This is a genomic window from Pedococcus sp. (genome assembly GCF_036554925.1).
Classification (GTDB): Bacteria; Actinomycetota; Actinomycetes; order Actinomycetales; family Dermatophilaceae; genus Pedococcus_A.
The window spans coordinates 1-19,494 of sequence record NZ_DATBMI010000036.1; the positions used below are offsets into that span (position 1 = coordinate 1).

13 protein-coding genes and 1 pseudogene are annotated in these 19,494 nt (G+C 72.6%); 5 read left to right on the forward strand and 9 right to left on the reverse strand.

Annotation, left to right across the window (positions count from 1 at the left end; genetic code table 11):
* Positions 1–187 precede the first annotated feature (187 nt).
* The 3 genes from VIB11_RS02430 to VIB11_RS02440 all read left to right on the forward strand — a co-directional run bounded on the left by VIB11_RS02430 (position 188) and on the right by VIB11_RS02440 (position 4,472).
* The gene (locus VIB11_RS02430; protein ID WP_332028022.1) at positions 188–1,717 is read left to right on the forward strand and encodes a UDP-N-acetylglucosamine 1-carboxyvinyltransferase; all 1,530 of its coding nucleotides are present in this window, start codon (positions 188–190) and stop codon (positions 1,715–1,717) included.
* Positions 1,718–1,801: 84 nt separating this feature from the next.
* Positions 1,802–2,566 (forward strand): 3-hydroxybutyrate dehydrogenase, encoded by a 765-nt coding sequence (locus tag VIB11_RS02435; protein ID WP_332028024.1) that lies wholly within the window; start codon positions 1,802–1,804, stop codon positions 2,564–2,566.
* A 43-nt stretch (positions 2,567–2,609) separates the two neighbouring features.
* Complete coding sequence (locus VIB11_RS02440; protein ID WP_332028026.1) at positions 2,610–4,472, forward strand: helix-turn-helix domain-containing protein; 1,863 nt, start codon at positions 2,610–2,612, stop codon at positions 4,470–4,472.
* A 55-nt stretch (positions 4,473–4,527) separates the two neighbouring features.
* On the opposite strand, the gene dxs is transcribed toward VIB11_RS02440, so the two are convergent.
* The 6 genes from dxs to VIB11_RS02470 form a co-directional block, all read right to left on the reverse strand.
* Complete coding sequence (gene dxs, locus VIB11_RS02445) at positions 4,528–6,408, reverse strand: 1-deoxy-D-xylulose-5-phosphate synthase (RefSeq protein ID WP_332028028.1); 1,881 nt, start codon at positions 6,406–6,408, stop codon at positions 4,528–4,530.
* 36 nt (positions 6,409–6,444) lie between these two features.
* Entirely contained in the window at positions 6,445–8,565 is a 2,121-nt protein-coding gene (locus VIB11_RS02450) for a glycogen debranching N-terminal domain-containing protein (protein ID WP_332028030.1), read from the reverse strand.
* Between the two features lie 161 nt (positions 8,566–8,726).
* Complete coding sequence (locus VIB11_RS02455) at positions 8,727–10,106, reverse strand: UDP-glucose/GDP-mannose dehydrogenase family protein (RefSeq protein WP_332028032.1); 1,380 nt, start codon at positions 10,104–10,106, stop codon at positions 8,727–8,729.
* 120 nt (positions 10,107–10,226) lie between these two features.
* On the reverse strand, positions 10,227–11,450 hold the full coding sequence (locus VIB11_RS02460; protein ID WP_332028034.1) for a hypothetical protein: 1,224 nt from the start codon (positions 11,448–11,450) through the stop codon (positions 10,227–10,229).
* Between the two features lie 5 nt (positions 11,451–11,455).
* Entirely contained in the window at positions 11,456–13,504 is a 2,049-nt protein-coding gene (locus VIB11_RS02465) for a right-handed parallel beta-helix repeat-containing protein (protein WP_332028036.1), read from the reverse strand.
* A complete protein-coding gene (locus VIB11_RS02470) occupies positions 13,501–14,901 on the reverse strand; it encodes a glycosyltransferase (RefSeq protein WP_332028038.1) in 1,401 nt (466 codons plus the stop codon). Before VIB11_RS02470 ends, VIB11_RS02465 begins: the two co-directional genes overlap by 4 nt.
* A 304-nt stretch (positions 14,902–15,205) precedes the next feature.
* Here VIB11_RS02470 and VIB11_RS02475 point away from each other — a divergent pair, with 304 nt between their 5' ends.
* Positions 15,206–16,309, forward strand: a complete 1,104-nt coding sequence (locus tag VIB11_RS02475; RefSeq protein WP_332028040.1) for an OmpA family protein — start codon at positions 15,206–15,208, stop codon at positions 16,307–16,309.
* An 8-nt stretch (positions 16,310–16,317) separates the two neighbouring features.
* On the opposite strand, the gene VIB11_RS02480 is transcribed toward VIB11_RS02475, so the two are convergent.
* The 3 genes from VIB11_RS02480 to VIB11_RS02490 form a co-directional block, all read right to left on the reverse strand.
* Complete coding sequence (locus tag VIB11_RS02480; RefSeq protein ID WP_332028042.1) at positions 16,318–16,686, reverse strand: hypothetical protein; 369 nt, start codon at positions 16,684–16,686, stop codon at positions 16,318–16,320.
* A 43-nt stretch (positions 16,687–16,729) separates the two neighbouring features.
* On the reverse strand, positions 16,730–17,689 hold the full coding sequence (locus tag VIB11_RS02485) for an SDR family NAD(P)-dependent oxidoreductase (RefSeq protein ID WP_332028044.1): 960 nt from the start codon (positions 17,687–17,689) through the stop codon (positions 16,730–16,732).
* A gap of 124 nt (positions 17,690–17,813) precedes the next feature.
* Positions 17,814–18,680 (reverse strand): hypothetical protein, encoded by an 867-nt coding sequence (locus tag VIB11_RS02490; RefSeq protein WP_332028046.1) that lies wholly within the window; start codon positions 18,678–18,680, stop codon positions 17,814–17,816.
* A 500-nt stretch (positions 18,681–19,180) separates the two neighbouring features.
* On the opposite strand from VIB11_RS02490, the pseudogene VIB11_RS02495 reads away from it, so the two are divergent.
* Positions 19,181–19,494: pseudogene (locus VIB11_RS02495) on the forward strand (hypothetical protein); the annotation flags it as partial.

Consider the following 19,494-nt stretch of genomic DNA (forward strand, 5'->3'; position numbering starts at 1 on the left):
TTCGCCACCGTGCCGTTCCCGGTCCGCCCCTACCCGAGCTGACCACTGCGCCGGACCCCGGGTCAGGGCCGGACGCACCCGTGGCTCACCTCGCGCCCCGTCGGTGCGGCAGCGCCCTGACCAGCGACGTCCGTGGGTCCGGCGCGCCGATTCGGCCCTATCTCACATGTGATCTACAGTCGAACGCGTGACGGATACCTACCTGACCCGCATCGGCACCCTCATCCGCGACGCCCGGCGCCACAAGGCGATGACGCAGAGCGAGCTGGCCGAGTCGCTGGGGACCAGCCAGAGCGCCGTGGCCCGCATCGAGCAGGGCAAGCAGAATCTCAGCCTTGAGATGCTGGCGCGCATCGGCGAGAGCCTGGACAGCGAGTTCGTCTCCCTCGGGCACAGCGGCCCGCAGCACCTGCGGATCGTCGGCGGCACGCCGCTCTCCGGGGCGATCGACGTCAAGACCTCCAAGAACGCGGCCGTGGCGCTGCTCTGCGCCTCGCTGCTCAACAAGGGCCGCACGACCCTGCGCAACCTCGCCCGGATCGAGGAGGTCAACCGCATCATCGAGGTGCTCACCTCGATCGGGGTGCGGACCCGCTGGCTGCCGGACAGCAACGACCTCGAGATCGTCCCGCCCGCGGTGCTGGACCTCGCCAACATCGACGTCGCCGCCGCCCGCCGGACCCGCACGGTCATCATGTTCCTGGGGCCGCTGCTGCACGAGGTCGAGCAGTTCCGCCTGCCGTACGCCGGCGGCTGCGACCTCGGCACCCGCACCGTCGAGCCGCACCTCGCGGCGCTGCGTGCGTTCGGCCTGGGGGTCACCGCCACCGCCGGCTTCTACGACGCGTCGGTCAACCCGCAGATCACCCCCGGCCGCCCGATCATCCTCACCGAGCGCGGCGACACTGTCACGGAGAACGTCCTGCTGGCGGCGGCCCGCCACGAGGGCGAGACGGTGATCCGCAACGCCAGCCCCAACTACATGGTCCAGGACCTCTGCTTCTTCCTCCAGGAGCTCGGCGTAGAGATCGACGGCATCGGCAGCACGACCCTGACCGTGCGCGGGCGCAAGCACATCGACGTCGATGTGTCCTACTCCCCGTCCGAGGACCCGATCGAGGCCATGAGCCTGCTCGCCGCGGCCGTGGTCACCGGCTCGGAGATCACGATCCGCCGGGTGCCCATCGAGTTCCTCGAGATCGAGCTGGCCACCCTCGAGGGCATGGGCATGAAGTACGGCATCAGCGACGAGTACGCGTCGACCAACGGCCGCACCCGCCTCGTGGACCTGACGACGATGCCCGGCCCGTTGCAGGCACCCATCGACAAGATCCACCCGATGCCCTTCCCCGGCCTGAACATCGACAACCTGCCGTTCTTCGCGCTCATCGCCGCCTGCGCCGAGGGCACGACGATGATCCACGACTGGGTCTACGAGAACCGCGCCATCTACCTGACCGAGCTGACGAAGGTCGGCGCCCGCGTGCAGCTGCTCGACCCGCACCGGGTGATGATCGAGGGCCCGACCCGCTGGCGTGCGGCCGAGGTGATCTGCCCTCCCGCGCTGCGGCCCGGCGTGGTCGTCCTGCTCGCGATGCTGGCGGCGCCGGGCACCTCCGTGCTGCGCAATGTCTACGTCATCAACCGCGGCTACGAGGACCTGGCCGAGCGGCTCAACGCGCTGGGCGCGACCATCGAGACGTTCCGCGACATCTGAGGCGCCGGGCCACACAGATTCGGGCCCAACTGTGGGTGAGGCACACATGCTCGCCCGCGAGGGTCGAACCCTAGTCTCTGGCCCATGCCGACGACGACGGAGTCCCTCGACCTCAGCGGCCGCACCGCGCTGGTGACCGGTGCGGCGAGCGGGATCGGGGCTGCCTGCGTCCACCGGCTGGTCGAGGCCGGCGCCGCGGTCTTCGCCGTGGACCGCGACAAGGACGGCCTGGACCAGTTCGCCGGGCTCGAGTCCGTGACCCTCCTGCCGACCGACCTGTCGGACCTCGACGCCGTCGACGCCCTCCCCCCGGCCGTCGACGTCCTGGTCAACAACGCCGGCATCCAGCACGTCAGCCCGATCCAGGACTTCCCGGCGGAGACCTGGGACCTCATCGTGCGGCTGATGCTCACCTCGCCGTTCCGTCTCATCCGGCGCGTGCTCCCCCACATGTATGCCGCGCAGTGGGGCCGGATCATCAACGTCTCCAGCGTGCACGGGCTGCGCGCCAGCGCCTTCAAGTCGGCCTACGTCTCGGCGAAGCACGGGCTGGAGGGGCTGTCCAAGGTCACCGCCCTCGAGGGCGCCGCCCACGGGGTGACCAGCAACTGCGTCAACCCCGCCTACGTGCGCACCCCCCTGGTGGAGAAGCAGATCGCGGACCAGGCCGCGACCCACGGCATCGCGGAGTCGGAGGTCGTGGAGAAGATCATGCTGGCTCCCGTGGCGGTGAAGCGGCTGATCGAGCCGGACGAGGTCGCCGACCTCGTCGCCTTCCTCTGTGGCCCGTCCTCGGCGTCCATCTCCGGCAGCTCGTTCAGCATGGACGGCGGCTGGACGGCCCACTGAGTCCGCGATGACCACCTCACCGGCGCGGCCTAGGATCGCTGCGATGACCACCGACGAGGATGCCGCGCTCAGGCTGCTGCGCCTGCTGGCCGAGGGAGCACCCGCCTCCGAGCTCTCGAGGGCGCACGACCCCGACGGCGAGGCGCGCGAGCTCGCGCTGCGCGTCCGTGCCGCGTTCGACTCCCGCCGCCGGCGCGAGGCGGAGCTGACTGCGCTCGTGGACACCGCCCGCGACCTCGCGTCGCTGCGCGACCCCTCTGGCGTGCTCGACGCCATCGTCCGGCGGGCCAGGGCCCTGCTCGGTACGGACATCGCCTACCTCACGCTCTACGACCGTGAGGCCGGCGACACCTTCATGCGCGCGACCGACGGCTCGGTGAGCGCGGAGTTCCAGATCGTCCGGCTGTCCGCCGGGGACGGGCTCGGCGGCCTGGTCGCCAAGACGCACAAGCCGTACTGGACCGCGGACTACTTCAACGACCACCGCTTCCAGCACACCGGCACCATCGACAGCGCCGTGGGTGAGGAGGGTCTGGTCTCGATCTGCGGGACTCCCCTGCTGGTCGAGGGCGAGTTCGTCGGTGTGCTCTTCGCAGCGAACCGCTCGCCCAGACCGTTCAGCCCCGACCAGGTGGCCCTGCTCGGCTCGCTGGCGGCACTGGCTGCCGTGTCCATCGTGCAGACCCGGGCCGCGGCCGAGACAGCGGCCGCGCTGGCCCAGCTGTCGTCGGCCCACGACCTCGTGCGCCGGCACACCGCCGGGATCGAGCGCGCTGCGGCGGCCCACGACCGGTTCGCCGGCCTCGTCCTCGAAGGCGGCGGCGTCGACGACCTCACCGCTGCTCTCGCCGACCTGCTCGGCGGCTGGGTGGTCCTGATCGGCGAGTCCGACGAGCTGCTGTCCGCGTGCGGCGCGGAGTCACCCGACGACGACAGCGCCCACCTGACCGCGGTGGTGGCGTCCGAGGCCGTGAAGGACACCCGCTCCACCGGGAGGCTCGCCCACTCCGGCGAGGTCTGGGCCATCGCGGTGAAGGCAGCCCAGTCCGAGCTCGGCGTGCTCGTGCTCGGCGGGGTGGACGAGCTCGACGACAGCGACCAGCGCACCCTCGAGCGGGCGGCGGTCGTCACGGCCCTCGTGCTGCTCTTCGAGCGCACCTCGGCCGAGGCCGAGCAGCGGGTGCGCACGGACCTCGTCTCCGACCTCATCACCGGCCGCGGCGACCCCAGCGCGCTCCAGGCCCGCGCCCGCGCCAGCGGAGTCGACCCCGGCCGGGGGCACGCCGTGCTGGTCGCCGACGCGCAGGGCGACACCCCCCGGCGCACGCTGCTCCTGGCGGCGCACGCCGCGGCCGGTCCCGGTTCGATCGTCGGTGAGCACGACGGCCGGGTGGTCGCGCTGGTCCCGTCGCAGAACCCCCAGACCACCGCGGAGGACCTCGCACGGCGGCTGCGCCGGCTGGGCCCTGTCACGGTCGGCGCGGCAGGGCCGGTGTCGATCGACGGACAGGTCCCCGCTGCCTGGGCGGAGGCTGCCAGGACTGCCACCGCGATGGGCGCCCTCGGCCTCGCCGGGACGGGCGCCTCCGCGGAGCACCTCGGCTTCGCGGGCCTCGTGGTGGGCAGCGCACCCGACGTCGACGGCTACGTCCGCCGCCACCTCGGGCCGCTGCTCGACTACGACGAGCGCCGCGGGTCCGAGCTGGTGCGGACGCTGCAGGCCTACTTCGACGCGGGTAGCAGCCCACGGCACGCGGCGACGAGCCTGCACGTGCATGTCAACACCGTCAGCCAGCGACTGGAGCGGATCTCGTCGCTGCTGGGCAGCGACTGGCAGCGGCCGGGCCAGGCCCTCGAGCTCCAGCTCGCCCTGCGGCTGCGGCACCTCCGCGACGCTCCCCGCTGACGCGGCCGCGCGGCACACCCAGCGCGGCCGGCGCGGCCGGCGCGGCACACCCAGCTCAGACCAGGCGCGCCGACAGCTCGCTGGCGATGGCGTCCGGCGTCAGGCCGACCTGCTCGAGCACCTGGCCACGCGAGGCGTGGTCGATGAACTCGGTGGGGATGCCGTACTGGTGCACCGGGACCTCCAGGCCGGCCTCGGCCAGCGCCGCCGCGACATGGGTCCCGATCCCCCCGATCTCCAGGTTGTCCTCGACGACCGCCACGGCACGGGCGTCGCGGACGGCCTCGACGAGGTCGCCGCTCACCGGCAGCGACCAGCGCGGGTCGACGACGCGGACGCGCAGACCCTGGGCCTCGAGCTTCGCGGCCACCGCGAGGGCCGGGGAGGCCATGCACCCGACCGCCACGAGGAGCAGGTCGACGCCCTGCTCCCCGGGTTCGCCGGCCGGCTCGTGCAGCACGTCGACGCTCCCCCGCCGAGCCACCGCGGGGATCGGCTCGGGCGCGGTGCCCTTGGGGAAGCGGATCACGCTGGGCGCGTTCGTGATGTCGACGGCCTCGCGCAGCGCCGCACGGACCTGCTCGCCGTCGCGGGGCGCGGCCAGGTGCAGGCCAGGGACCATGCCGGTCAGGGTCATGTCCCACATGCCGTGGTGCGAGGCGCCGTCCGGACCGGTGATGCCGGAGCGGTCGAGCACGAAGGTCACGCCGGCCCGGTGCAGGGCGCAGTCCATGAGCAGCTGGTCGAAGGCACGGTTGAGGAAGGTTGCGTAGACGGCGACGACCGGGTGGAGCCCGCCGAACGCCATGCCGGCGGCCATCGTCGTCGCGTGCTGCTCGGCGATGCCGACGTCGAAGATCCGGTCGGGGTACGCCGCCGCGAAGTCGCTGAGCCCCACCGGGATCAGCATGGCCGCGGTGACACCCACGACGTCCTCGCGCTCGGCCCCGATCGCCACCATCTCGTCGCTGAACTCGTCGGTCCAGGACCGGCCGGAGATCTCCAGGGGCAGGCCGGTCTCGGGGTTGATGACGCCGACGGCGTGGAACCGGTCACCCTCGTGGTTGCGGGCGTGGTCGTAGCCGCGGCCCTTCTGCGTGATGACGTGCACCAGGACCGGGCCGCCGTAGGCCCGCGCCCGGCGAAGCGCCACCTCGACGGCGTGCTCGTCGTGGCCGTCGACCGGGCCGAGGTACTTCAGGCCGAGGTCCTCGAACATCCCCTGAGGGGCGACGATGTCCTTCAGGCCCTTCTTCATCCCGTGCAGCGTCTCGTACATCGCGCCGCCGACGACCGGGGTGCGGTGCAGGGTGTTCTTGCCCCAGTCGAGGAACCGCTCGTAGCCGCGCGTGGTCCGCAGCGTTGCCAGGTGGTCGGCCAGCCCGCCGATGGTCGGCGCGTAGGAGCGGGTGTTGTCGTTGACGACGATGACCAGCGGCAGGTCCTTGTCGGCCGCGATGTTGTTGAGGGCCTCCCAGGCCATGCCTCCGGTGAGCGCGCCGTCCCCGATCACCGCGACCGTGTGCCGGCTCCGCTCGCCCCGCAGGCGGCGCGACTTCGCGATGCCGTCGGCCCATGACAGCGAGGTCGACGCGTGGGAGTTCTCGACCACGTCGTGGTCGGACTCGGAGCGGCTCGGGTAGCCGGAGATCCCGCCCCTGGTGCGCAGTCCGGTGAAGTCCTGGCGGCCGGTGAGCAGCTTGTGGACGTACGACTGGTGCCCGGTGTCGAAGACGATGGCGTCCCGCGGGGAGTCGAAGACCCGGTGCAGTGCGATGGTCAGCTCGACCACGCCGAGGTTGGGGCCGAGGTGGCCGCCGGTCCGCGAGACGGAGTCGACGAGGAACGAGCGGATCTCCTCGGCGAGCTGGCCCAGCTTGGCAGCCGGCAGCGCCTTGAGATCAGCGGGACCCGAGATGGATTCGAGCAGACCCACGATGAAGACAGTCCTTTCCGGGGGAACCGTCCGAGTCTATGCGCTCCCGTCCCGGACCTCGAAGCCGCCGGCGAGCCCCTCGACGCTCGCGCGCCCGTCCGCGTCGACGGTGACGGCGAACGACTGCCCCCGAAAGCGCAGCCCCTCCACCCGCAGCGAGCCGAACGGTGCCGGGCGCACCGGGTCGAGCACCAGACCCCCGGCACCGTCGGGGCGCAGCCCGAGGGCGACCGAGACGAGCACCCCTGCCGACGCGGCCGACCACGCCTGGGGACGGCACGACGCCGGGTACGGCGCAGGCCGGCCCATCATGGGGCGGCCGGAGTAGAGCTCTGGCCAGCGGTAGTCGAAGGCCTCCGCGGAGGCCACGAGCGCCCTGGCCACGAGGGCGGCCTGCGGGCCGTGGCCGTCGCGGGACAGCCCCCACGCCACGATCGCGGTGTCGTGCGTCCAGATCGAGCCTGTGTGGTAGCCGATGGGGTTGAACCCGCCGTTGCCCGTGCCGAGCGTGCGCACCCCGAACGGGTCCAGCATCTCCCCGCTCGTGACGGTCGAGGCCACCAGCGCCGACTCGGCCGGGGTGAGGGTGCCGGTGCCGAGCACGTGCCCCATGTTGGAGCCAAGGCCGTCGACGGCCGCACCGCTGCCGTCGAGGGCGATGGCCAGGTGGCGCCCGGCGTCGGTCTCCACCCAGAACGACGAGGCGACGGCAGCGCGCAGCTGCGCGGCGACCTCCTCGGCCCGCGTGGCATCGGCGGCGTCCGTGCCCCCGTCGTCGCCGAGCCCCTCCGCGTCGCCGACCTCGCGCAGGAGGCGAGCGGCGTGGGTGAGAGCCTCCACGGCATACGCCTGGGCCTCAACGAGTGCGATCGGCGCCTGCGCCACACGGCCGTCGCGCCAGCGGATGGCGTCGTCGGAGTCCTTCCACCCCTGGTTGGCGAGCCCGGAGCCGCTGCGGTCGAGGTACGTGAACAGGCCGTCCTCGCCGGGGCGCCCCACCCCGGTGAGCCAGCCGACCGCGGCCCGCAGCTGCGGCAGCAGGGCGCGCACCTCCTCCTCCGGCATCCCCCACTGTCGAGCCTCGGCGAGCAGCGTGACCCACAGGGCGGTGGCGTCGACGGTGCCGTAGTAGACCGGCGGAAGGGCCAGCCCGCTCTCGGGGTCCAGGTAGGCCGTGCGGCGCAGCTCGTGCGGGATCTTGCCCGGCGCCTCCGCGCTGGCCGGGTCGTCGCGTCTGCCCTGCCGGCGGGCTAGGGCGCGCAGCGTGCCGGCGGCGAGGTCCGTGCCGAAGGGCAGCATCATCCGCGCCACCCACAGCGAGTCCCGCCCGAACAGCGTGAGGTACCACGGGGTCCCGGCCCCGGCGAACACGTCATCGGGGGCCTCCGGGTCGCGCAGGAGCAGGTGGCGCAGGTCGTCGAGGGCGGCGGCGACGAGCGGCGCGAGCCTCGGGTCGTCGGCCACGACGCGTGCCTGCGCCCACGTGACGGCGTCCGAGCCACGGTCGGCGTCGAGCGCCGAGGCTGCGGTGCGCGCGACGGTCGTGCTCACGCGCAGCCGGGCGGCTCCACCCGGCTGCACGGCCAGCTCGAAGACCGCCGTGGCCACGCCGTCGGCGGTCTCCACCCGGGCGGGCGCCGGCTCGAAGGCCACCGTCGCCGAGTGGCGCTCGAGGACGAAGCGCACCCCCGAGCCGCCCGTCTCGGGGTGTGCCGGGGATCCCCACAGGTGCCCGGCCTTGACGGCGCTGACCGGAGCCCCGTCGGCGGCGAGCGCGACGGCGACGTGCGCACTGACCGTGCTGTCGGCACGGGAGACGACCTCGACCTCCTCGACGAGCACCGGCCCGTCGAGGTGCCGGGTGCGATGCACCTCCACGCTGGGGTCCGGGCCGGGGTTGCCGAGGTTGCGCGCGGAGCCGAGGAACTCGGCACGCGCGCCGCTCGCGGCGTGGGCGACCGGGCTCGGGGCCTCCCCCGAGACCGTGACCCGCAGGCAGCTCAGCGCCCGGACGTCGTCGACGTAGAGGCCCTGGGCAGTCCCCGGCTCGATGTCACCGGAGGGCGCGGAGAGGGCGGTGGCGTTGCCGTCGACGCAGATGCTCAGCTCGTGCAGCCAGGGCTGTCGGTGCGCAGCTGCCTGCTGCTGGTGGGTCACGGTGACGTCCTCCGTGCGGGTCGGCGAGGGAAGGGGCCGGGCCTGACCATCCTGTCGTCCCGCGGCCGCCGGTGCACGCGCCCGGCCCGCCCACCCCGCCGGCCCCGCCGCGGAAGGCCCCGCTGCCAAGGCCGGCCCCGCTGCGAAGGGCCGCCCCCGTGCTAGGGGCGACCGAGGGCGCGGTAGTCCCAGCCGGCGGACCTCCAGGCCTCCGCGTCGAGGGCGTGCCTGCCGTCGACGACGCGCCGGTGGGTGACCTCGGCCCCGAGGTGGTGCGGGTCGATCGAGCGGAACTGGTTCCACTCGGTCAGCAGGACGACCACGTCCGCGCCGAGTGCGGCCTCGGCGACCGAGCCGGCGTAGCACAGCTGCGGATAGGCCCGTCGCGCGTTCTCCATCGCCTGCGGGTCGTAGACGCGGACGTGCGCCCCGGCGGCCTGCAGCATCGAGGCCACGTCGAGGGCGGGTGCGTCCCGGATGTCGTCGGAGTCAGGCTTGAAGGCCGCACCGAGCGCGCACACCCGAGTCCCCACCAGATCACCGCCCGCCATCTCCCTCACCAGGTCGACGGTCCGCTGCCGGCGCCGCGTGTTGATGGCGTCCACCTCCCGCAGGAAGGCTGTCGCCTGCCCCACCCCGAGCTCCTCGGTGCGGTGCATGAAGGCCCGGATGTCCTTGGGCAGGCAGCCGCCGCCGAACCCGAGTCCGGGCCTCAGGAAGCGTCCGCCGATCCGTTGGTCGTGGGCGAGCGCCTCCGCGAGGTGGTGGACGTCCGCTCCGGTCGCCTCGCAGACCTCCGCCATCGCGTTGATGTAGGAGATCTTCGTCGCGAGGAAGGAGTTGGCTGCCACCTTGACGAGCTCGGCGGTCTGCAGGTCGGAGGTGACCACCGGCACCCCTGCCTCGATGAGCGGCGCGAAGACGTCCTGCAGCCGCCCGAGGGCCCACGGCGACCCCACGCCGAACACCAGCCGGTCCGGGCGGAGGGTGTCCTCGACGGCGAACCCCTCGCGGAGGAACTCGGGGTTCCACGCGAGCTCGACCTCCTCACCCGCCGGGGCAAGCCGGTGGACCAGCGCCGTCAGCCGCGCCGCCGTGCCGATGGGGACGGTCGACTTGCCGACGATCAGGGCCCTGCGGTCCAGGTGGTGCGCCAGCGTCGAGACGCTGGCGTCCACGTGGGCGAGGTCGGCGGCGAGACTGTCCTTGCGCTGCGGTGTGCCGACGCAGACGAAGTGCACGTCGGCGCGTGCGGCCGCAAGTGCCGGGTCCGTGGTGAACGAGAGGCGCCCTGTGGCCAGCGCCTTCTCGAGAAGCTCCGGCAGGCCGGGCTCGAAGAACGGCACGCGCCCGTCGTTCAGCCAGCCGACCTTGCGTGGGTCGACGTCGAGGCCGATGACGTCGTGGCCGAGGACGGCCATGCAGATGGCGTGGGTGGCGCCGAGGTAGCCGGTGCCGATCACGCTGATGCGTTGGCCGGGTTCGGCGACGGCACCCGGACGGTGGTCTGCGTCGGACAGCTCGTGAAGCTCGGTTCGCATGGCTCCCCCTGATGGTGTGTGGCGGGTCTTGGGATGGTTGCGGCGGGTGGTTTCGCTCAGGCGTGGTCCGGCTCGGCGAGCGGCAGCACTGATCGGCTCCGTCGACATCGAGCTCGGCCCTCACCCGCAGGGGACGTTGGCCAGGCCCTTGGCTGCGCCGGTGGCCGAGTTGTCGCAGGCGACGGTGTTGCCGGCCACGGGCGTCAGGGCGAAGCCGTGGCCCGGGCCGTTGACGGTCGCCCGGTTGCCGCGGAACTGGTTGCGGGCGCCCCACCCCTCGAGGATCTCGTGGGTCTGGAAACCATCACCCGGGGAGTGGGTGCCGGTGTTGCCCTGGATGAGCCACGCCGTTCCCTTGACGTCGACCCAGGAGTCCGCGCCCGAGAGGGCGGAGCCGTCGAAGTCGTTGTCACGGACCAGTCCCCCGGTGGTGCCCTCCTTGATGTCCACGGCCTCCGCGGTGGTGCCCTCGATGCGGTTGCCGACGACGACGTTGCGGTCGCTGCGGTCGGGGCGGCAGTTCGAGATCGTGCACCAGTTGCTCACGGCGGTACCGATGTAGACGCCCTCCCCGAACTTCTCCCGGCGCAGCCCGGTACGGCTGATCACGTTGCCCGAGACGACGTTGTCCGTGCTGAAGCTGCGCAGGTGGATGGCCTCGTCACCGATGTCGGTCACGGTGAGTCCCTGGATGACCGAGCCCACCGTCCCGTCCGCCATGACACCCTTCTGCCCCTGCCGGACGGAGAAGCCGACGAGCCTCCAGTGGGTCGCCTGCTTGAGGTGCACCACGTAGCCGCTCTTCGGCCCCTCGTTCTCCAGGACCGCCCCCCGGCCACCGCACAGGTAGATCGGCCGCTGAGCCGACCCGGACACGCTCGCGACGAACGCGCCTCGGTAGGTCCCGTCCGCCAGACCGATGACGTCCCCGGGCCTCGCGGCCGCGAGCGCCGCCGCCAGCGACTCCGCCGTGGTGACGGTCGTGGTGGCCGGGGGGCACGACACCGCGCGCGTGCTGGGCAGAAGGCTCGTGCCGGCCACGGCGGTTCGCTCCCAGCCGGACTCGTTGACCGGCTTGCGATCAGGCTCATCGTCGCCCCCGCCGTCCGTGGTCGGGTGGGCCGAGGCCTCGGGGAGCCGAGAGGACGGCATCCCGGACGGGTCGATGCGCGATGGTGGGGTGCCGGTCGCGACAGGAGTCGCCGCGCTCCGGCTCCCGGCAGAGGCATCGCCGCCGACCGGGTCGCGGTCGGCCCCGAGAAGCAACGCCCCGACCAGCGTGCCGAGGAGGAAGACCACGGCGGCCACGCCGGCGAGCCAGGCTGCCTTCGGGATGGGGGGCACGCCAGTCACCGCGTCTGCGCAGCGCCGTCATGGGCGCCCACCAGGACGAGGTCCTCCGGCCCCGACACCGGCGCCTTGTCGGCATACGGGTGCTGGATCCCGGCACGACGCCGCAGCCCGAGGAGCGCCGTCGTGACCACCAGCGCTGCCAGCGCCAGCCAGAGCAGCGTGAGCGGCTGCAGGAAGCGCTTGACGGTCACCAGCCACGGCGTGGTGTCCTCCCACCCGCTGACGTCGTTGTCACCGCGACGCAGGTCCAGGCCCTCTGCGCGACTGGAGTCGATGGCGCTCGAACCGCGTCCCGCCACGGTGTTGCCCTCGATCCGGCTTCCCTTCACGTTGCCCACCACGGAGATGCCGTGCTGAAGGGCGCCGGTCAGCGTGTTGCGCCTGACCGAGGCTGCGGCGCCGCTGAGATAGATCCCAGCAGACCCGCCCGAGACCACGTTCCCGGAGACCACGGCCTCGGTGGCACCCTCGCGCAGGTCGATCGCGTGGCTGGTCGTGCCGTCCACCCGGTTCCCGACGACAGAGACCTGGTGCGCCTGCTGGCGGACCACCACACCCATGTGCCCGCCGCGGATGTCGTTGGCCTGCACCCCGATGCTCGAGCCGCCCACGACGTCCACCGCGTAGTGCCCGTTGTCGACCAGTGTGCTGTTGCTCAGGGAGTTGTTGCCGTAGGCGCCGGTCGGCGTCCCGGTGGCGTTCGGCCCGCTGGCCAGTGGTCGCCCCGAGATGAGCACGCCGTTGCGGACGTTGCGGCTCGACGTGACCTCGTTGAGCACGATGCCCGTGGTGGCGCGTGAGAGGACGACCCCGTCTCCCCCGTTGTCCAGCGCGCTCGTCTGCTCGATGACGGCGTTGGTCACGAAGCGGTGCAGCACGAGTCCGTCGACGAGACTGTTCGAGAACGAGCTGCCGTGGATCTCAACGCCGTTCGCGCTGGCCACGAACAGGCCGAAGGCGTTGCCGTCGGCGCGCACGCCGTCGAGTGTCGCGGACACGTAGCTGTACCTCGGGTCCGTGAGGTCCACCTCGGGCAGTGGCAGCGCCCCCGACGGCAGGATCTTGTTGAGGGTGAGCCCGCTCGCTCCGCCCGTGACCGGCCCCTGCCCCGCTGTCTTCTGCGCCTTCGCCGCGGCCGCCTGGTCGTCCAGGCTCTCCAGGGCCTGGCCCAGGGCGTCGAGCGCGCCCGTGTTGGGACGGTCGGTACCGGTCAGGGAGAGCCCCCCTGTGCGCCCGCTCCAGAACCCGAGAGCCGTCACCTCGACCTGGCGCAGGTTGACCTGCCCACCGAGGCTGCGGACGTAGGCGCGACCGTCGGAGGTGAGGTTGTCGGGGCTGTTCGTCGCCCGGTCCCAGCTGGTGATCCGGACGGGCTCGCCCTTCGTGCCCGAGACCACGAGCCTGCCTCCGTCGTTGATGATCGAGACGAACCCCTGGTCGTCACTGGCCAACCGGAGCGTGAGGGCGCCGCCCGTGGAGAGGTCGAGGGTGGCGCCTTCGCGGATGATCAGGTGCTCGCTGAGCAGGTAGGCGCCGTCCGGCATCCGCACGAAGGTCTGCGGCGCCAGCGCCAGCAGGTCGCGCACCGTGTAGGGCTGGCGCCGCTGGGTGAGGATGAGCGTGTATGCCGCGCCGCTCGCCAATCGGTACGGCGTCTGGAGGTTGAGGTCGCCCCAGCGCCCGAGGGCGTCGATCGAGCGCGCCTGGACCAGACGCCGGTCCTCGTCGGCCACCAGGCCGGACTCGAGCCGCGGGTCCCCGGGGTAGGGGCGCCGTCCCGACGCCCCGCCGTCGTCCTCCGTCGTGTCGGACAGGGCGTCGGTGGACGTCCCCGCTGCCGGGAGCGTCGCTGGACCGCTCGGACGCGTGGTACCCGACGTCGTGGCAGGCTGCCGGTCGGTCGTCGCGGTCGCCTCAGGACTGCCGGTCGAGGACGGCCATCCGCGCACTGGCTCGGCGGTGGCAGGCGTCGGGCACAGCGCCACACCGAGGGCGAGGGATCCCGCGACAGCCAGCCGCAGGCCGGGCACGCCCGAGCCCTTCATGAGGCCGGCTCCGTGGCGGTGCCCACCCCGGCGGTGGCGGGGCCGCTCGGAGCGGGGACGCGGAGGGCGGGGCCGGTCGGGGACGGGACGCCCGGGGCGACGGAGTCGATGGTCCGCTCCGACCTCAGGGTGGCCGCGGCCTGCCCGTCGCCCCCCACGGTGTGGGCGTGCCGGGTCAGCCAGCCCTGCTTGTTCATCGTCACGAAGGCGTACAGCTTGATGGGCAGCGCGACCAGGATCACCACTGCGGCGAGGAGCGGAAGCAGCAGGACCTCCTGCGGGTGCCGCCTCAGGTGGGAGATGCCCCGGATCCCCCGACCGATGAGAAGCCAGGCGAGGGCAGCCAGGAGCCCCGCCCGCGTGAGCTCGAGCCGGCTGAAGACCAGGTATCCCAAGGTGACACCCATGGTCACGGGTGTCAGCAGGATCTGGAGCACCGTGATCTTGGTGACGAAGGGAACACGCCACAGCCACCCCTTGTAGATGGCGGTGAGGTAGCAGCGGTAGGAGTTCCGGCTCCAGCGGATCCGCTGGTTGACGAAGGCGCGGAGGGTGTCCGGGAACATGGACTGTGCTCGTGCGGAGGACTGGTGGACGGTGCGGTACCCCGACGCCAGGACCAGCCAGGTCAGGCGCCCGTCGTCCCCCGAGACGCATCGCCGCCCGAGGAAGAACTCGTTCTCCAGGTTGTCCAGGACCGGCAGCACCGCCGCGCGGCGGTACACGCCCGTACGCCCGGACACGCAGGCGACAGCGCCGGCGCGGCCCATCGCGGGGACGTAGTCGTAGTAGCGCAGGTTGACGAGCCAGTCGGCGAGACGTCGCCACACGCTGGTGGTCCGCTGGTAGACGTTCTGCTGCGTCGAGACCGCGCCGACCCGATCGTCCGCGAAGGGCATCTGCACTGCCCCGAGCAGCCCGGGCTCCCACGACGTGTCGGAGTCCGTGAGGACCAGCAGCTCCCCTCGTGCCGCCCGGATGCCGACCCCCAGGGCCGAGCGCTTCCCCGCGTGACGGAAGAGAATCGGGCGTACGCGCTGGTCACCCCTCCGGGAGATCGCCTCGTACGCCTCGAGATCGGCGACATCCAGGACGACGATGACCTCGGTCGGGTTCTCGGCCAGCCACGAGTCGAGACATCGCATGAGAATCGGCACATCCTCGTGGAAGGACGGAACGACCACGGATGTCGTCGTGCGGAACTCGGAGACGATGGGCCGGGCCAGGCGTGACAGCACGAATCGGTAGAGCCACAGTGACCAGACGATGGCCCCGGCCAGGGCGACAGGCATGAGCGCTCGGACGTCACCCCACTCGAGGGCTCCGACCTCGAGGCTGGTCAGCCACGTGGTGAAGGTCGACCACCAGGATCCGTCCTCGGTCGAGGCAGCAAGCATGAAGTTCCCCCTGTACGCGTGATGCCGTCGGTGGGCAGCTACGGATCCTCGCCACGCAGGTGCGCAGCTTCGCCGGGCCTGACTGCCCGCGGCCCCCTGTTCGGCCGACGTCATCAGGTAAGAGCCTCACCCCTTCTTGGTCAAGGCTTGGCAAACCCCGAAGGCGCCATTTAACAAGGAGTTCACGCACCGGGCAGTGCGATTTCGGTTGTGTAACAACGGGATACAGCAAGTGTCGGAGCGCTCCCTACTGCATTGGGCCGAGCCCTTGGCGCAAGCCAGCCAGACGTGGTCCACTGCCGTCATGCGGACGAGGGGACCACGCCGGGCGATGGCTGCCGTCCTGCTCTGCGCCGCAGCGCTGGCAGTGAGCGGCTGCACCCAACCGGCCGACGTCGCAGACCCGGCGCGAAGGGAGGGTGCCACCGCCTCCCCTCAGGAGCAGGCCACCCCGAGCAGCACGCGACCGGCGACCCTGCCGGAGGCCATCACCGCCGAGGAGTGCATGCCCGGCCCGGGCCGCGTCGTCACCCAGCTTCCCGACGTGCGGGTCCAGGAGGTCCATGTACCCGCCACGACCGCTCCGCGCAGCGGCGCACGGATGCCGGGCTTCACCATCCCGGGCCACGTGGTCGACGCGGGGTGCATCATCCGCTACCCCGCCCCGGGCGGTTGCCTCGGCGCGGTGGAGATCACCGGCGCGCACATCCCGGCGGCGTCGATCCCGCGTTCCGTCCTGCCGGCCGCCACGATGGACGGCCGCGTGTTGGCCGAACGTGTCTTCGAGTCCGTCACGGTCCCGGGGGCGCGCGCCGGTGCGGTGTCGGCCCCACAGGTGTGCCAGATCGCGACGGGTGGCCGGCTCCCCTCGGTCACGCGACCGGGCATCGTCCGCCAAGGACTGTCCCGCAACGGTGCTGCCCGGCCTGGCGGAAGCCGAGCAGACGTCACGGTCGACACCGTCCGACTCGAGCCGGTACGCCTGCCGGACGTGGATGTCGATCCCGAGCGACTCGGGGTCGTCAAGCTGCGAGACGAGGTGACCCGTATCGGCGAGGGCGACGCAGCCTCGTTCGTGGCGCCCGCGGACGTCCTCTTCGACGTGGACCGGGCAACGCTGAGGCCCGCTGCGGGCAAGGCCCTGACGGCGCTCGCCCGGCAGCTGGAGGGCACGTCACGCCCGCTCCGCGTCGAGGGCCACACGGACAGCACCGGAGCCGCCGACCACAACCAGAGCCTGTCGGAGCAGCGTGCCGCGACCGTCGCAGCATGGCTCGCCAGGCACGCGGGGATCGCCCGGGCGCGGATGACCGTGACCGGTTTCGGAGAGCGGTCGCCGGCCTATCCCAACTCGACCGCGTCCGGCCGTCAGGGGAACAGGCGCGTCGTGATCAGCGTGCGGCCCTGACCGGCTGGTCAGAGCCGTGGGACGTAACGCTTGCCCTGGAGGGCGTCGTACAGCAGCCCGGCGCTCCGCCTGGCCGCCAGCAGCCTCACGCCCTCAGCCTCGAGGTCGGCCAGGATCTGTGCGAGGCCCTCCGCGGGCACGAGGTCCCCGAGCTCCACGCGGGCCTCCCGATAGGCCTGCCTCATGGCGCCCAGCTGGGCCTCGATGTGGTGCGTCGCCACCCACGCGAGGGCCACCGGGTACCGCCGCCACCCGGCATACGCGCGGTAGTCGGGCGGGCAGTGGTCCAGCAGCCACGAGGTCGCGGGCACCTGCCACCCCGGACTGTCGGGAGGGGGGACGGCGGCCGGCCAACCGGGTGGGACTGCACTGCTCACCGCTCCATTGTCCGTGACCGGCCCGACAGCCGACCCCGCCGGGTCAGGCCTGCGGGACCCCTGTCTGCGCCGTCACGAACTCCCACAGCCGACGGCGGTCCTGCTCTGACTCCGCACCCACAGGAGCGTAGTGCGTGGGCCGGGGGCGACGGTCGTGCCAGAACAGCCCACCTGGCAGGTCTCGCTCGGTGGCGGCCAGCCAGACCACCGTGTCGGCGCCCTCCTCGGGGGTTCGCAGCACCGGTCCCATGACGCGGGCGAACCGCGGCAGCGAGTCCGTGACGCCAGGGGTGTCCGCCCATCCAGGGTGCATCGAGGCGACGGTGATGCCCTGGCCCACCAGAGCCGTCGCCCACTGCTCCGCGAGGACGACCTGCATCCGCTTGGTCCGTGCGTAGGCCGTGACGCCGGAGTACTCGCCCTGCTCGTACTGGTAGTCGCCGGCGGGCAGTCGCTGGCCGTACATGCCGCCGGACGACACCACGACGACCCGACCGCCGCGCAGGACCTCGGCCAGCCGGAAGGTCATGAGGTGCGGGCCGAGCACGTGCGTGGCCAGCGCCAGCTCGTGGCCCTGCGCCGACGTCGTGCGCTCGGGCGGCATCACGCCCGCGTTGTGGACCAGCGCGTGCAGCGACGTCACCGTGTCTGCCAGGGCGCTGCTGAACGCCTCGACCGACTCGAGGTCGCTCACGTCGCACACCGCGGTGTGCAGGCGCGCGGTGGGGAGCGGCACCCGGATCTCGGCCGCCGCCCGCTCCAGGCGCTCAGCGCTGCGGCCGACGAGGTGCACGTCGGCGCCCAGACGCGCCAACCCGCCCGCGGCGGCCAGGCCCAGCCCGCCGCTGGCCCCGGTCACGACGACGTGCTTGCCGGCCAGCGCGTCGGGCGAGGGGTCGGCCGGCCACCAGCGCTTCCGCAGCGACGAGCCGATCCTCGAGAAGCCGAGCACGACGGACTTGTCGAGCAGCCAGTCCAGGGATCCGGTCGCAGACGCAGCCATGTCCTCACCCTAGGCAGGCGCCCCGGGTCCCGCGCGCCGCCGGGACCCGCGTGCCGCCGGACCCGGGCTCCGCCGGGCCCCGCGCCGTCTCACGAGGAGCGGGTGCGGGTCACGCCGCTCCTCGTCAGCGGACCGGCTCCGTCCGGGCGTAGAGGTCGCTGACCTCGCGGCCGTGCCGGTCCATCTTCCGGACCTCGGCGTCGACCCACTCGAGCTGGTCATCGCTCAGGACCTTCATCCTGCGCAGCGTCATCACCTCTTGAGCGTCCCCTCCGATCGCCCCGATGCGGATCAGTCCCACGCGGGGGGCGTAGAACTTCGTCTGCGTGCCCCCGGCAGGGTCGAACGGGCTGGTCTCGTGGATCCGGACGACGTCGTGGTAGCAGCCGACGGGGACGCAGTTGCGCAGGTCCTCCGCCCGGACCTCGGCCACGTCCCAGAACTCGATCGGGCGGACGAGACCCTGCTCGTAGGAGTCCCCGACCTCGGGGTCGTCCAGCATGTAGAGGCCGGCGCGGGCCCTGGCCATCCCGGTGATCCAGAGGTTGGGCGCACCCTCGAACACGCCGTCGGCGTACTCCTCCGGGTACTCGCCGAACCTCCACAGGTCTCCGTCGTCGGCTTGTGCGAAGAACGCCAGCTCGGCCTCCTCGAGCGTCCCATCGGCGTAGTCGCGGTCCCAGATGACCCGGGTCCGCACCCCGTCGATCTCCTTGGTCAGGCTGCTCACCGTGAACACCACCCGGTGCGGGACGGTTTCCCCCTCCTCCGTGACGGACCCCTCGTAGACCCACTGCGTCCCGGGCTTCAGCGGGAAGTAGGCGTTGTCGATCCGCGTGGGGTGGGTGAAGTCGTCGACCGAGGACGGGTGCGCGACCGCGGGGATCGGGTCGTCGGACGATCCAGCGCTGCCCGCGGTCGCCGTCGCGACCAGCAGCGGCAGGGCGACGAGTGACGCGGTGAGGAACGCGACCGATCGGCGATGGCTCATGGCAGTCCTTTCCGTACGAGCTTGCCCTTCGATTGCTCCTCACCGCGCGACTCACCGCCAGCCACAGTTGCACTACGCCGCCGGCGGCCGGCCCACGCCAGACCACGTATGCCGCCCGCCGGCACCTCGTCGATGCGCGACCGGGGCGCGCCGCGCGGGGCGGTGGCGAGGGCCACCGCCCCGCAAGGGCGCCCGCGGCGGGTCAGGCCGTGGCCTCGGCCCCCGTCCTGCGCTGGAGACTCAGCAGGCAGACGCCGGCCAGCAGGATCAGCAGACCGGCCAACGCGCCCTGCACACTCCCACCTGTGGCAGCCAGCGACGCCGCCGTAGCGGCCAGGCTCGCGGGGACGGCCGAGGCGGCAGTGGTAACCACGTCGGCGTTCCCGGCGGCCGAAGCGGCCCCGTCAGCCCCGGAGTCATCGCCCGGGGTGCCCGGGTCGCCGGGAGTCCCCGGTTCGTCCGGGGTGCCGGGGTCGCCGGGAGTGCCGGGGTCGCCGGGAGTGCCCGGGTCAGACGGGCCACTGTCGCCCGGCACCCCGGTCGAGGCGTCCTCGGTCCCCGAGACCGCCACGTCACCGACCGTGACCGGCGCCGTCACCGGAGCCGTCACCTGGTTCCCACCAGCCGTGGAGTCCGACCCCTCGGTCGACCCGGACGAAGCCGCCGGAGCCGAACCGGAGCCCGACCCCGCCGCGGTACCACCGGAGGTCGAGGCGTCCTCGGTCCCCGACACCGCCACGTCACCGACCGTGACCGGCGCCGTCACCGGAGCCGTCACCTGGTTCCCACCAGCCGTGGAGTCCGACCCCTCGGT

Excerpts from the sequence above, each read along its gene's own strand:
- VIB11_RS02435 (WP_332028024.1), top strand. The coding sequence starts at position 1,802 with ATGCCGACGACGACGGAGTCCCTCGACCTCAGCGGCCGCACCGCGCTG.
- VIB11_RS02440 (WP_332028026.1), top strand. The coding sequence starts at position 2,610 with ATGACCACCGACGAGGATGCCGCGCTCAGGCTGCTGCGCCTGCTGGCC.
- VIB11_RS02455 (WP_332028032.1), bottom strand. The coding sequence starts at position 10,106 with ATGCGAACCGAGCTTCACGAGCTGTCCGACGCAGACCACCGTCCGGGT.
- VIB11_RS02465 (WP_332028036.1), bottom strand. The coding sequence starts at position 13,504 with ATGAAGGGCTCGGGCGTGCCCGGCCTGCGGCTGGCTGTCGCGGGATCC.
- VIB11_RS02470 (WP_332028038.1), bottom strand. The coding sequence starts at position 14,901 with ATGCTTGCTGCCTCGACCGAGGACGGATCCTGGTGGTCGACCTTCACC.
- VIB11_RS02475 (WP_332028040.1), top strand. The coding sequence starts at position 15,206 with ATGCGGACGAGGGGACCACGCCGGGCGATGGCTGCCGTCCTGCTCTGC.
- VIB11_RS02485 (WP_332028044.1), bottom strand. The coding sequence starts at position 17,689 with ATGGCTGCGTCTGCGACCGGATCCCTGGACTGGCTGCTCGACAAGTCC.
- VIB11_RS02490 (WP_332028046.1), bottom strand. The coding sequence starts at position 18,680 with ATGAGCCATCGCCGATCGGTCGCGTTCCTCACCGCGTCACTCGTCGCC.